The organism is Paenibacillus oralis (assembly GCF_003863965.1).
Lineage (GTDB): Bacteria > Bacillota > Bacilli > Paenibacillales > Paenibacillaceae > Fontibacillus > Fontibacillus oralis.
This window is the reverse complement of the sequence record NZ_RRCN01000001.1, coordinates 2,197,269-2,211,899: the sequence shown is the minus strand read 5'-3', so window position 1 is coordinate 2,211,899 and position 14,631 is coordinate 2,197,269. Positions and strand designations below refer to the sequence as shown.

Genomic DNA, 14,631 nt, shown 5'->3' with positions numbered 1-14,631 from the left:
GCTTATTCACCTGCCCTCAGAGGTTTAATAATGCCGCAGCAGGAATACGTGAGATCATCGTAAGTTTCTACCGGAACGCCCCGCTCCTTGGCGAGCAAAAGAATATGCTGCAGACTTGGATTATCCAACCGGTCCACAAGGATTTTCCAAGGGATTCTGCGCAGCAGCACACGCGTGGTTTCCCCCACCCCCGGTTTGACCAGGTTAACGTCGTCAATGCCGAAGTCAAGCTGGATTCTCCGGATGTCGCTCATCCCTTTCCAGGTCTCCAAAGGGCCGGCATTGTCCGACAACATAGCCGCCGCTTGGCCACGTGCTTCTTCCGACACTTCATCAAAGCGGGAAGAGATCTGATCGACAAAAAAGTTGGATAAATCGTTAGGCAGCCATTCTTTATAAAATTTGGCTCCATGGAAATCGTCGGGCCCGATAAGATCTTGTCTCAGCACCGTTCTGCTCATCAGCCCGGACACTGTGGAGTTCAAGCAGGCGCTGGGGATCAGAAAATCCTCGCGGGTACCGAAGGTGCTGGAACAGCAGCCCGGATCGGCCAAGACGGCGAGATCATCGCTTAAAGCTATTCCGTATTTCAAACGAAAGCTCTCGCAAGCCGCAATGAGTTCTTTGCGAATGGCCCCTTTTCCCGTCCACCCGTCCACGAACTGGATGTCCATCCCCGGGTGATTTTGCAGCATGTAAAGCACGGCATTTTCATCTATACCGCGGCCCCGGATGATCGAAATACTGTAATGAGGCAGTTCTTGATGGTAACGCATTTTAATATAACGCTTGATCAGAATCCCGATCGGGGTTCCGGCCCTGGCCAGCGAAGCCAGAACCGTATCAAATCCTCGCTTCTTGACGATCAGTTCGGCCGTTACCGCAACCGCCAATGCTACTTTACGCGCGGTCGCGGCCAACGTATCGTGGAATAGCCGGACGTACTCGGAAGAAGGCTGATATTCCACAGGCAGCATTTCCGAATAATGCGTTCCCGATTGGATCGCGCTTTCCCGATCTTCGGTTCCTTTCTCCAGCGCAATATCGCTAAGATCCTTCAGCAAGAAAATGACGTCTTCCTGGCTGTAGCTTCCGAGCGGAACGGGTGAGGCCATGGATTTATGATGAAGAGTCATGTCTAACGCCTCCCTTTTCAGTTAAAATGTACAAAATGAAGCGTTGGTGTCTCCGTTAATTTCAAAGCATTGACGTAAGATTCTAGGCTAGCTTGATGCGAGCGTTCGACAAAGACGAAAATTTCATCGTACTGACCTTCGTTAATGTTATAGAAGAAATAACCGATCTCCGCGTCATCAGGGTAATCAAAGGAATACGCGTTTTTAATACCGTAAGCGGCGTTGTCGAACGGATGGATGGGACTTCTTGTGCTTGATTGATAATAAATGCCCTCCCCCATCTCCGCGGCAATCCGCATCGGTATGTACATAAATTCTCCGGTCCCCAGGCACAGCGTTTTGCCGCCTGCGCGTTTGCTTTTCAATAAAGCCGCCGTTTGGGCGATCATTTCGTCCAGTTTTTCATTGTCCGTACCCTGCAAGCCAAATCGGCCTGTAAACGCCAAGTAAGGTTTGATATTTACATCACCCGTAGAATTCATCGACGAGAACGGAACATGACTGAAAAATCGCCCTGCCTCATGATGATAGATTTGCGGTTCCTTGGAAGGCTTGGACATCACGTTTTCTCCGCGGTGTTCCAGACCTGGTGCAGCGCCTCTAACTTTGATTTGGCCACGGATAAGCGATAGGCAGTCAATCGTGACCTTAAGCTCGGCTTCTGTCTCCTTAAAGCGGGCGATATCCTCATCCGACCTCCAATCCAATAAGCTGGCTAAGACATAACGGCTTCTTGGATGTTTTTGATGAAGGTCTCTGATGATGTTGAGAGCGGTTTTGCCTGTCGTTATTTCATCATCCACAAGCACCACCGGCTCGTCCCCGCGAAAAAAATCAACATTGGACGGATAACAACGATGGGCGGTGGCATGCGAATGTTCTTCTTCAAAAGTAAGCGTCGGCTCCGACTCGACCATGACGTCCCGGGTCGTATGAATGTATTTGGCCGGGCCGCTAAAGATAGCATACATGCTGTGCCCCAGCGCGGTCGCGGTTTCCGCAAACCCGATAAACAAAGCGGGCTCCGGGATCGGCAGCAAATTCGCTTTGACCCCCTTATAGATGGCCGCCGCTGCCTCCGGGTTCACGATCCCCCGCACAATTTCCGCTATGTCCCCGGTAATCTCCCCACCGCAGTGCTTCTGGTATAAATAAGCCAATGCCGCCCCGCTAAGCAGTGAAACTTCAGGCACCACCGGAATGTGTTTGCCCAGCACTTTGCTGACAAACAGAAAACTTCGTTTCTTATTGATTCGCGCCGCCATCTGAAAAAGAGCTTCCAGCGGCAGCTGAAACGGATTATCCAGGATTTCGATCTCGACTTCCAAATCCCCTAAAATCTTATATAAGCGCCTGTTCAATGCCTTTGGTTCCGACGAGCAGTGAAGTATAGCTTTGGTTTTCACGTAACACCCCATAGATTTGAGATCGTAAAATAATGCGTTTTGCCCAGGTTAAATGCGGTTTAACTTCATTCATCTTGTTTTCGTATTGGCTCTTAAGCACACCCGTGATGCCGTTGCTGTTGGCGATAATAGACGTTGCATCCATGTATTCTTCATGGGTAACCACATACATCGACTGAACCGGATGAATGTGGGAAGGATGGATGATGGTTTTGCCCAGGATTCCGTTTTCTTTGTCCAATTCCGTTTCCCGGATCAGCCCGTCGACATAACCGTTGATATAATCCATGCGCAGGATCCGTCCCTGTTTGCCTGCCGCCTCCTCAAAAGGAGTTTGCCTGAGCAGCGGCTTCAGCACACGATTGCTCTTAAAGTACTCCCACACCGGCCCGGAAATCACATATTGGTTCACGGCTCGTCCAAATACGTTGATGATATCGGTTATACAATCACGGATGACGCCAATATCGTAAATCGTCATATCCGGGTTTCTTCGCAGGCCAAACAGGCTTGAGAAATCCGTCGCGCCAATCCGCACATTCAAAACATAGTCTTTATGATCGTCAAGCAGGCGTCTAATCCCCAACAGTGTATCTAAACGCGACTCCCGGTAAATGACATCGGCGGTTTCCAAAATCGGCATCCCATAAAGCGTAGGGGCTTGCGAACGTTTGGTTTGGTTATACTCCTTGATCAATTCAAGGAATTGCTGTCCATTCTCCAAAGAAAATTTGGGCAGCGCAAATCCCGATATCACTTCGATGGAATCCTCCAGCAGCGCAATCAGTCTCTTCATTTGCCTTGGAGTACGCACCCGGATAAAAATTAACGGAATATCCTCATCCGTGATTTGCTCTTGTTTCTTTAAGTTGAAGATGTGCTTCAATTGCAGACAAAGATTTTTTTCAGCCGCCTCGACCTGAACGTCGCCTATGGCGTCTTCCAAGTCGATAATCGCCGTGACCAGCCCGCGGATTTTTCCGGAAACCAATTCATCCGCGATGTTCGGCCGAATGGCGGGCATATAAAGCGCGGCCCCAACAGCATGGGAAAGGGTTTCTCTGCTTGACTTATTCGTAAACGGCTGGGGGTTCAGATAAAAGATCTCGGCGTCCTGCTCGCTTTTTAAATAGCTGAAGTAGTGCATTCCATTCCCCTCCTTCACCAGCAAATCCAATTATCAGGAAATGAGCAAAAAATAATCCCCCCCTGTAATTAAGGAGGGATATGTGTTATACGGCCCTAATTCGGTAAGGGATTCATCTTTTGTGTGTTTACATGGACTGAGGTTTCGATTCTTCCGATTTCGATTTCTTGCGAATAGAACTGATGATCATCGTGCCAATCAATACGGCGATCAAAAGCCCGAAGAACATTACGTGGCTCATATGGAATCCGAACACGGCCGCCAGCATTTTGCCGCCGATGATAATGATGAGAATAAAAGCTGCCCGTTCCAGTTCAGGGAAACGGTCAATGAGCTTCAGGAAGACTTGCGCTACCCCCCGCATCATCAGCACGCCCAGAATTCCGCCGAGGAAGAGCACCCAGACCTGATCGCTTACGCCAAACGCCGCAATGACGGAGTCTACGCTGAAGGCAATGTCCATTAACTCTACGGTAAGAACCGTACGCCAGAATCCGTAGGCTTTGGCTTCAATTTCATCCTCTTCGTCATTTTTCCTTCCGATGTAAGGAATAACCGGTACTTTACCGGCGCGAACCCACTTGATTTCCAAATCGAACAGATTGCTGCAGGCGATCCATAAGAGGTACAAACCGCCCAAGACTTTAACCCATGTAATTTTAACGAGGAACGTACCTACACCGATCGCCAGGAAGCGGAAGATATAGGCGCCGATAATCCCATAGAACAAGGCCTTCCTTTGCTGCTCTTTGGGCAAGTGCTTTACAAGGACTGCCAAAACAAGCGCATTGTCGGCGGACAGCAGGCCCTCAAGGAGCACCAGGGAAGCGATAATGCCCCAGGTTACCGGATCGGACAATAGGGCACCCAGGTTGTTCCAGTCAAAAAAGGACATAAAATTCTCTACAAAACTACTGATAAATTCGGACATTGCCTAAAATTCCCCCAAAATTTTATTTAGAGCCTTGAGTCCATCGCATTCCCCAATTAAAAGCGCGGTCGAGTTCCAGGTGACCCGAAAAATATTCAACAATTCTTTCAACGCTGAAGGTCTGGTTGTTCACATTGCGGATCATGGCGATGGCGCACATCCCTTTACGGTTGTTATGCTCGTCCAAACGCACGACAATGTCGGGCCCGCCCTGCTGCTTTATGGTTACGACACCGTCGGCTTCCGACCAGTTGGTTACGCCTTCGTAAATAAACGCGAACACCAGCACCTTTTCGATTTCGGAGACATACCGGCCGTTTATTCTCAGGTTTTCGCCGGTTGCGACATCGCCGGTTCGATCGTCCCCGTCAAGAGCGATGTACGGCAAACGGTTGAGGGAGCCGAAACTTTCGCCAAGCGCTTGAATTACGCTTTTTCTTCCATCCTTCAACTCAAACAAACAACCTAAATCAAGATCGACGCCTTTGCTCCCGAAGAACCCTTTTTGCTTTCTTTGGTTCCAGTTCAAGTTGACCAGGATTTCGCCGAGCTCGCCGGATTTCTTCTCCAGGTTGATCACATCGCCGCGTTTCTTCAGCTCAATTTTCGATAAGGAAGGCGGCTGCGCCGGAGATGGAGCGGGCGTCGGAGCAGGAGGCGGTGTTGCTGGTGTTGGTGCCGGCGCCGGCGTTGGTGTTGGAGCAGGCGACGGTTGATTTGAGGGCGAATCTTTCACCTCAATGCCGAAGCTGCCGCACAGCGCGGCCAACCCTCCCGAATAGCCGGAACCTAAGGCGTTAAATTTCCACTCGCCGTTGTATTTGTACAATTCACCCACAATGATTGCCGTTTCTACGGTGAAGGATTTTCCGATGTTAAAGCGGATGATTTCAAGTCCGTTCGCCGGATCGACGATACGAATGTAGGTATCATCAAGCTGGGAGAAGTTTTGTCCTCTTTTTTCCCCGTCGTAGATGGTTAATGCAAAAGCAATTCGCTCGTAGTGCGGCGGCACGTTCTTAAGCGAAACGGCCAACTGCGCTTGATCCGCTACTCCGGAATAGACTTGCTTGTTATTTGAGAGTACGGTTATCGATTGATTGGGGCCGGTGGGATTACCGTAAAAAATCAAGTCTTCATCTTTCGTTACTTTCGAGTTCTGCGCCAATAAAAAGGCTGAAAAGTCCACCTCTAAAGAGCTGTTAGCATTAAGCCAACCCATTCCAACGATGACATTGTTCAGATTTGGGTTGTTTTTCGTCAGGTCTGCCTTTTGGCCTTTAATCAAGGAGATCGTCACGAATGTACCAACCTTTCATATATGAAGATAAAGGGAACGATTATTGCGCGTCCAAACCGTAGTTTCTGCATAGAGCCGCCAGGCCCCCGTTGAAGCCGGAACCTATAGCCTGGAACTTCCACTCTTCTCCGTGACGGTACAGCTCGCAAACCACAACCGCGGTCTCCAAAGAGAAGTCTTCACCAAGATCATACCGGGCGATCTCCCGATCGGTCTCCGCATCTACAACCCGCACGAAAGCATTGGAAACATGTCCGAAATTTTGATTTCGAAGCGCTGCATCATGGATGGTTACGGAAATACCGACACGATGAATATGCGGAGGGATCAAGGAGAAATCGATGATAATTTGTTCATCATCGCCGTCGCCCTCTCCTGTCCGGTTATCTCCGGTATGTACAACAGAGCCGTTTGGAGTCTTGGGATTGTTATAGAATACAAAATCCTCGACCCCTTTTGCCTTACCGTCCGCATGCAGAAGAAACGCGGAGGCGTCCAGGTCATAGTCTTGTCCGGAGCTGTATTTATTGATATCCCATCCTAAACCTATGAGTGCCTTTTTTAGTCCTGGGTTGGTTTTCGTCAAATCAATACGCTGGCCTTTTGACAGGCTGATGGTCATCCCGATTCCTCCCTGTATATGTTAGATGCTGATTCCAAAATCTCTGCAAAGCCCGGCCAGACCATCTTTAAATCCGCTGCCGACGGCACTGAACTTCCATTCCGCTCCATGACGATAGAGTTCGCCTACGACCACAGCCGTTTCTACGGAATAATCTTCCCCTAGATCGTAACGGATCAGTTCCTCGCCGGTAGCCTCATTCACAACACGCACATAAGAGTTTGCCACTTGGCCGAAGTTCTGGTTTCTTTCTAGAGCTTCGTGGATCGTAATGCAGAAGGCGATTTTGTTAACATTAGCAGGTACGTTAGCCAGATCGATCTTAATGGTTTCGTCGTCGCCCGCACCCTCGCCCGTTCTGTTGTCCCCCGAGAGGACGATCGAATTGTTGCTGTTGGCGGGGTTGTTATAGAACATAAAGTCGACATCCGCGTTGACCTTGCCGTTTTCATTGAGGCAGAAAGCGGATGCGTCCAGATCGAATTCTTTGCCACCGTCGTACTTGTTCGTATCCCAGCCAAGCCCGACAACGATTTTCGTCAAACCCGGATTCGATTTGGTAAGGTCAACCTTTTGACCTTTGGATAGATTAACTGCCACCTTGCTCGCCCCTTCGTTTATGAGTAAGAAAAAGGGCCGCCTGTCATAAGACGGCCGGTAGAATACGCCAGGCTGTATCAGGAAAGGCCAAAATCGCGCACAAGTCCGCCCAAGCCGTCCTTATAGCCGCTGCCTACCGCATTAAACTTCCATTCGCCGTTATTGCGGTATAGCTCGCCAACGACGATCGCCGTTTCAACGGAGAAATCCTCGCCAAGATCGTAACGGATCAGTTCTTCGTTGGTGGCTTCGTTAACAATCCGCACAAAGGCGTTGGAAACTTGTCCGAAGTTCTGACTGCGTGCCGCCGCGTCATAAATCGTAATACAGAAAGAGATTTTATCGATCTCCGCAGGAACGGCCGCAAGATCCACCTTCAGCTGCTCGTCGTCCCCTTCCCCTTCACCAGTACGGTTATCACCGGTATGTACAACAGAGCCATTGCTGTTTTGCGTGTTATTGTAGAAAATGAAGTCCTTTTCGCTCGCGGCTTTGCCGGAGGCGTTCAAGCAAAAAGCCGAAGCATCCAAGTCAAAATCCTGGCCGCCGTCATATTTGTTTGTATCCCAACCAAGCCCCACAATGACTTTAGTAAGACCGGGGTTCGTTTTCGTAAGGTCGATTTTCTGGCCTTTTTCCAAACTGATAGACATAGATTAGCAACTCCCTAGTTATATTTATTAGACGTAACGGCTTGCCAAAACATTAATATGTGCAGCATGCGCGCCCTCGCCCAGGGCGTTAAACTTCCATTCGCCATTATGACGATAGATTTCGCCCACAAGCAACGCCGTCATCCCCGCATAGCTGTCCGTTAAATTAAACCGGATCAGTTCTTGGTTGTTTACCGGATTGACTACCCGGATGAACGCCGATTTAATCATTCCAAAATCCTGGCCGCGGGCTTCGCATTGATAGATGTTAACTACCATCAGTATTCTTTCAACATGGGAAGGGACTTTGGCAAGATCAATGATGATTTGCTCATCATCGCCATCCCCTTCGCCCGTTAAATTATCGCCCGTATGTTGTACGGACCCGCACGGGCTCTTCAAATTATAGAAACATACGATATTTTCATTCTTTTCCAATTTCCCGTCGGCATTTAACAGAAGCGCCGAAGCGTCGCAGTCGATATTGGCCGTTCCTTTTTTCTTTCTCCCGAAAAATCCGCGCGATTCGGTTTCCACGGGATCCCAGCCTAAGCCCACGATAATTTTGGACAGTCCGGCGTTATTTTTGGTCAAGTCAACTTTCTGGCCTTTAACAAGAGAAATTGACACGCTTTTCACCTCCTTCCAGATAGTGCCTTATTACAAGATTATAAACTATTTTCAACAGAGAAACCTATGTTTTGACACAAAATTAATGATTAAATCCACGTAAATTCGTCGCTTTATGTCGCATTATGCCATCCGGATTCCATCCATCGCATATCGATTCTATTTTTATCCAAAATCGGTGTTTCTCCGAGAAAGAAAATTCTCGCCGCTGGCGTGGTTCTTTGTCATAATCGTTGATGTAACTGGGCGAAGCGGCTATCAAGATCCAGAGTTGACATTGAATCAAAGGAGAAAGCTTTTCCCGGTTTTTCGAGGCGACTTCATGGACAGATCCGGCAGCTGTAGTAAAGCGACCGCCCCACCTGAGCGTACCTGCTTCCTACTCCTGCTTTCTTGGTCCATTGTTGAATGGAATAGTTGCAAAATGTGCAGTTACTTACCCGGAAATGCTGCCATAGCGCTTGATTAAGTGTAAAACCTGCAATTACTCCGCTATTTTTCGAAAAATGAGGCTACAAACAAGGAAATAAATGTATGAAATGCAATTAAACGAATGATTGGGCAACTAGATGCAAAGTTAGTTGTATGTTTTGCAATTAATGGTCAGCGCCAAGCCGATCCAAGTACGCTTTTGCCCGCAATCCGGCCAGGCAAAATAGATAGGCAGCGGTGGTTAAGCCGATTTAGGCTCTGCGAAAGTTGGGTTATAGATTCTAATCTAAAAAAAGCCGAGGCAGCGGGGCATCCCCATGCTGTCTCGGCTTCTTGATGCATAAAACTATTCCGCAATAACTTCCTTCTGCTCTTCGTCAATGATGTAGCTGTGCGTCGTCGCAGCTTCTTCGACATCATTGAATGCCCAGTGCGTTGCCGGCACATCCGGGAAGGTAGGCGCGGTTACGCCATACAGCGGACCACGTTCAAACATCCGGTTGAGCATCACGACCGCTTCCGCACGCGATGCATAGGCATTTGGCTTAAAGCTGCCGTCCTGGAAGCCTTCGATCAAGCCGGCTTCCCGTACCGCATTGATGTTTCCTTGTGCCCAATGTCTGGCGATGTCGTTAAAGCTCGTCTGTCCTTGCAACGCGGCCAGCTTCCGGTAGTTGGCCATGACCGTGGCGATTTCCGCACGGGTGACGGCTTGATTCGGCATAAAGCTGCCGTCCGGCAGCCCTTGCATGATTCCTTGTTCTTTGACAAAAGCAACGACTCCCGCTTGCCACGAGGTTACCGGAACATCGCTAAACGGTGCTTCCCCGCTATAGGAACCTTCGACATAGCCGAGGTTGCGGGCAATCATCGCCGCCAATTGTCCGCGCGTTACGTTCTCCAGCGGTTTGAATTTCCCGTCCGGGAATCCTTGAATATACGGCGTATGCTGACCGTCCGTTACTCCATTGTTAAAGTCAATGATCGTAAAGGTACTGAAATGATTAACGGAGAATTGCAGGCCGAGTTGACCATCAGGCATGGTTACGGCCTTCCCTGCAACCACTTCTTTCTCGCCGTTCGAATGCTCGATAAAGATTCCCAACTGCTTCAGGAACGCGGCGCGTGCGCTCGCATTGTCAGGAAGCTCGACGCCCTTCAGCGGCAGGGTCAGCGTAACCGGCCGGCTCGGCAGGTTCGTCTCGATCGTCATCGGTCTGGCCACGACTTTGATATTGTCGTCGGCAGCCCATTTGCGAACCACTTCCTCAGTCCGCGCGCGATCTTCAATCTCATCCCGTTCGCTCTTGTCTTTGACCGGAACGAGCCGGAAATAGAAGTCTTGCGTCAGGCCTTTCAGCGAATCGGCCGGCACCTGAATGAACACATTCGGATTGTACATTTCAAAAGCAATGGCATTCTCTTGCAGTAGCGCCACCGTGTCCGCCGGAACTTGCAGATTCACTTCGCTGACCTCATCCTTTTCGTCCGGGATGATGATCCGCGCCACATCTTTACCGGTCTTCAACGCTTTATCGACCGTTTCCTGCGCTTTCGCTTTGTTGAAGGTTACTTTATCGACAATATGTCCGTCATTGTAAGACGTGCGCTCGATCGGCACCTTCGTAATATCCGCTTCCTCATCGCCGCCGATAACCACATCAACTACAATCGTTTGGGTTTGAGGTGCGGTGGAATTACTAGTGTTATTGGAGCTCGAACCGCTGCTCTTTTTGCCGCCGCTGGAACTGCTGGATTTCTCGTCCCGGGTGACGGTAATGGTATAAGTTCTTGTGCTGCCGTCCTGCTCTGTGATCACGATGGTGATCTCATTTTTTCCTTCCCGCAGTGAAATAGCATCGCTGGTTTGTCCGTTCTCGACCAGTCGGCCATTAACCGTGATCGTTGCCTCCGGATTGAAAGCAACCGTAAACCGGATTTGCGATGTGTTATTGCTTACGGACATCGTATAGTCATAAACGGCATCTGTTACGGCCGGTTGAATCGTACCCGTTGACGGCACGATGGACAGTCCAACTTGTCGAATCAATGCATTCCGACTATCATTCAGCGCTTGCAGTGCCGCGTCAACTTGCTCCTGCGTGGCATTCTCATCGCCGAGCACGCCTAGCGCCGCTTGCAGCTTCTCTTGCAGCTTCGCCCAAGTTTCCGGGGTGTAGTCTTCCGGCTTCAGCGTTCCCGCGCTGATCTCGTTGTTAATTTCAGATGTTCTGTTTTGCAACGCTGTCTTATCTACGTTTGCCGTGATTGTAAATGTTCTGGTTGTTGTAACGGAACGTCCGCCTTCCACCGCCGTCACTTCTATTGTATAGGTGCCTGGCTCCAATTCTTCTTTTATATCGTAAGACCAGGCGGAATCGCCGGTATTCCAGATTAATTCACCAGCAACGTCAACGATATTTCCTTGTGCATCCTTCATCGTTACCGTCAGTTCATCCGCATCCGCATGAACACTGCCCGAAACGGCAGGCGTCTTGTCCGATGTATTTCCGCCAGGCTCGGTAATCTGCAGCGCTGCGGCAAACGGATCGTTCAACTCGAAACTGAAATCCGCTACCGGGGAGCCTTCTTCACCCTCGCCTTTCAGGTGCCCCGCTTCTCCATCATAAGCAACGGTGACGTTCCAACCGCTGGCGAGCGGCTCAGCCAGATTCAGCGTGATCCGGTCCTTGTTATCCCCGGAAATCGCAGCGCTCGTTACTTCGATCGTACCCGGGTTGCCGAACTCGTCCACATAAGTGACGGTAAATCCATCCGCCTCATCTCCCGTTCCGTCAAGCGCCAGCGCTCGATCGAACGGAATCGTAATGAACGCCACGCCCCCTTCAAAAGATCCGGGGTTGGACGGAATCGGCGCAGCTTTCTTTAAGCCGGCCTGGGCCGCTTCCAGTGCTGCCAAGGTATCATCAACTTCTTTTTGCGTCGCTTCGTCCTTAGCAAGTACGTTTTTGGCGGCTTCTAAGGCATCCTGATAGGTTTGCCAAGTCTCCGAGGACCAGTCTTTTTCGTTATAACCGGCGGCTTCATCCACCTCGGCCTGAAGGGCCGTTTTATTAACGACGGTAAAAGTGTGCACTTCTGTTGCAACTTGTCCACCTTTTGTCGCCGTTACTGTCACGGTATAAACGCCCGGAGCCAAATCCGCTTCATAAGCATCAAACGTCCAAGCCCCCGTGACCGGATCAATGGTTAAAACTTCATTTGTCTTAACAGGCTTGCCTTCCGAATCGGTCAGCGTAATAACGACGCTCTCCGCATCTTTCGGTGCGGTCCCCGTCACTGCAGGCTGCAGATCATTCGTAATCCCAATCGGCTCGGTAACCGTTAATGCCGCGGCAAACGGGTCTTTCACATCGAATTCAAAGTCACCGGCGGCCACCCCGCCTTCACTGTCACCAACAAGATGGCCTTTAGCCTTCTCGTAAGACACGTGAACGGTCTCCTTGGCGGAAAGGTCGGTTCCATCCGGCAACGTGAGGATCACTTTTGTCGGATCCGTGCTGTCAACCGCCGCATTAACAACCGTTACTTCCGTTCCCCCGACCGTTACTTTAAATCCTTCAGCAAAACTGCCTCCTCCGCTTAGGTCAAACTTCACCGCCCGATCAAAATCAATCGTAATCGTGTTTGTCCCCTCGATAAAGCTGCCGCCTTCTGCGTTCGGCGGGCTCTTCACCAGTCCAGCGATGGCAGTTTGCAAGTTGTTTAGCGCAGTATTAACTTCGGCCTGTGTCGCATCGGCTTTAGCCAGTGCGATATTGGCAGCTTCCAATGCATCTTGCAAAGCTTGCCACGAGGTATCGGTGTACCCCTCATTCGTTATGCCCGCAGCTTCCTCGATTTTATTTTGCAGCGCCACTTTATTTATGGCATTCAATGTCTCCTTAAACGCATCGGCCGAAACTCCGCTTTGCAGATCTCTAAGCGTTCCCGTTCCGTCATAGGAAACCGTGATCGCTTCGCCGGATGAGAGGTCTTCCTCCGATAAGTCAATAATTAACTTTTTCTTGTCATTCGGATCGACCCGGTAACCCGCACCCGTCAAATCAAGAGGTGCATCACCCACTGTAATTGCAAAACCCGCCAGATCACCCAAAGCAATTTCCCGATCGAACGTTAAGGATAACGAATGATCGGCGCCATCGACTTCGGCCAGCGCCAACTGTGCACTGTCGGGCAACGGATAAGCCGAGCCAAAGGTGAAATAGTTTCCGTCGCCAATATCCGAATCAGTTAATATAACTGTCCCGTCGGTTTGATTAACCGGATAGTAAGTTGTTTCAGTATCAAAGGTTCCACTGCTGCTAACGATCAAATATAATGGATACCCTTTTTCTACATCAATCTTATCAACTTGAAGTGTAATCCGATCACCAGCATCCCAATTTGTTTTCTGTACCTTGTACACGCGTTCTATCGTTTTGATAGCTATGGATTCATCATTCGTAAGCTTGTAGCCTTGTTCAAAACTTACTTCTTTTCCGTTATCTCCAAACACGAAAAAGGATTTGTCTTTTTCAAAAGTTTCCGTGTTAGCCATATTCGTCGCAGCCACGGAATCACCCAGCGAAATCGTTACATTCGCGCCATTTCCTTGCGACTTCGATTGTTTTTGATTTTGCGCGCCTAAATCGTCGCGGCCGATCCCCGTTACGCGGTTATTATAAGCCGTATTGGAATTCGTATCCCAAAATGCCGTCCCTGCTGCTCCGTCCCAATCGCTGGCAACATAATCATTGTTTAGAGTGATCCCGTATTTTAAAGCCAAATAGCTGTTGACTTTATTTTTTTCATAAGCTTCCAGCACACGGTTATATATGATCGTTTCCGTCACAAGACCGTTAAACCGATTATTATGCGCTGCGCCAATGTAATAGCCGCCTGCTGCCGAAGCTTTATTAAAATTAACATTGCCGACCGGTACTCTTTCCCCCAATTTGGTTCCGTTTAAAAAAATGCCCAAAGTATCCGCTGTCCGCAATACATTGAGGATGTCGGCCTGCCCTAGCACAAATTGGTTGCCGGAAATTTTTAATTCGTTTCCGCTGCCCGCATTGCCAAAATTGGATGCTATCGAAGTATTGCTTATTATATTTTGGGAACCGGTGCCCTCGCCCCCAAAATTCCAAGGGAATCCGCCTATTACTCCTGTATAAGGCCCTTGAATTGAAAATACTTCACGAGTTGTATCTGTAGTATTAAAATGAGTCCGCGTATAGTAACCCCTGGTTGAGTTAATTAATATTCCCCCATTAAAATTAATCGCGCCGGATACAAACGAATTAGGCTTGGTTGGATCAATGGGATTCCAAACATTATCGCCGGAAACATCCGGATTCAAATCGGTTAAGTCAGTTAAGGTGGTAATGCTTATACCGTCCTCTGCCAAATTCATGCTATCTTCGATATCAACCCACGAAATTAGTCCGTTTTTGACGCCGCCCGGATACACGGCCCCCGTAACGGTGGTACTCTCGGCTTCCGAACCTGCCTCCGCATGAGCTACCGAGGGCTGAACCAAGCTCGGCAGCGGAAGCATGCTGGCAACAAGCAAAAAGGAAAGCACCATCGACCATCCCCGCATCATCCGGATTCCAGGCCCTCTCTTGACTTTCTTCATCCTTTCATCACGCCTTTCCCGCTGAATTTAGATATGTAGTTTAATTTCTAAATATAAATTTTTGAAGCATGATGTGCCGAAAGGCCATCATCCCTGGCAAATCTCTTCTCCGCCTTGTTGGGAATCGGTTGGA

General features: G+C 49.4%; 10 protein-coding genes. All 10 read right to left on the bottom strand.

Features of this window, described 5'->3' with window-relative positions; genetic code table 11:
• Window positions 1-2: 2 nt before the first annotated feature.
• Complete coding sequence (locus EHV15_RS10415; protein WP_128631135.1) at window positions 3-1,136, bottom strand: cysteine protease StiP family protein; 1,134 nt, start codon at window positions 1,134-1,136, stop codon at window positions 3-5.
• 17 nt (window positions 1,137-1,153) lie between these two features.
• The gene (locus tag EHV15_RS10410; protein ID WP_178075813.1) at window positions 1,154-2,464 is read right to left on the bottom strand and encodes a phosphoribosyltransferase family protein; all 1,311 of its coding nucleotides are present in this window, start codon (window positions 2,462-2,464) and stop codon (window positions 1,154-1,156) included.
• A gap of 13 nt (window positions 2,465-2,477) precedes the next feature.
• Entirely contained in the window at window positions 2,478-3,689 is a 1,212-nt protein-coding gene (locus EHV15_RS10405) for an HpcH/HpaI aldolase/citrate lyase family protein (RefSeq protein WP_128631133.1), read from the bottom strand.
• A gap of 127 nt (window positions 3,690-3,816) precedes the next feature.
• Window positions 3,817-4,620, bottom strand: a complete 804-nt coding sequence (locus EHV15_RS10400) for a TerC family protein (protein WP_128631132.1) — start codon at window positions 4,618-4,620, stop codon at window positions 3,817-3,819.
• Between the two features lie 22 nt (window positions 4,621-4,642).
• Window positions 4,643-5,920, bottom strand: a complete 1,278-nt coding sequence (locus tag EHV15_RS10395) for a TerD family protein (RefSeq protein ID WP_128631131.1) — start codon at window positions 5,918-5,920, stop codon at window positions 4,643-4,645.
• A gap of 40 nt (window positions 5,921-5,960) precedes the next feature.
• Entirely contained in the window at window positions 5,961-6,542 is a 582-nt protein-coding gene (locus EHV15_RS10390) for a TerD family protein (RefSeq protein WP_128631130.1), read from the bottom strand.
• Between the two features lie 21 nt (window positions 6,543-6,563).
• Entirely contained in the window at window positions 6,564-7,142 is a 579-nt protein-coding gene (locus EHV15_RS10385; protein WP_128631129.1) for a TerD family protein, read from the bottom strand.
• A gap of 77 nt (window positions 7,143-7,219) precedes the next feature.
• Window positions 7,220-7,795 (bottom strand): TerD family protein, encoded by a 576-nt coding sequence (locus EHV15_RS10380; RefSeq protein WP_128631128.1) that lies wholly within the window; start codon window positions 7,793-7,795, stop codon window positions 7,220-7,222.
• 27 nt (window positions 7,796-7,822) lie between these two features.
• A complete protein-coding gene (locus EHV15_RS10375) occupies window positions 7,823-8,425 on the bottom strand; it encodes a TerD family protein (protein WP_128631127.1) in 603 nt (200 codons plus the stop codon).
• Between the two features lie 778 nt (window positions 8,426-9,203).
• The gene (locus EHV15_RS10370) at window positions 9,204-14,498 is read right to left on the bottom strand and encodes a DUF8202 domain-containing protein (RefSeq protein WP_128631126.1); all 5,295 of its coding nucleotides are present in this window, start codon (window positions 14,496-14,498) and stop codon (window positions 9,204-9,206) included.
• Window positions 14,499-14,631: the final 133 nt, after the last annotated feature.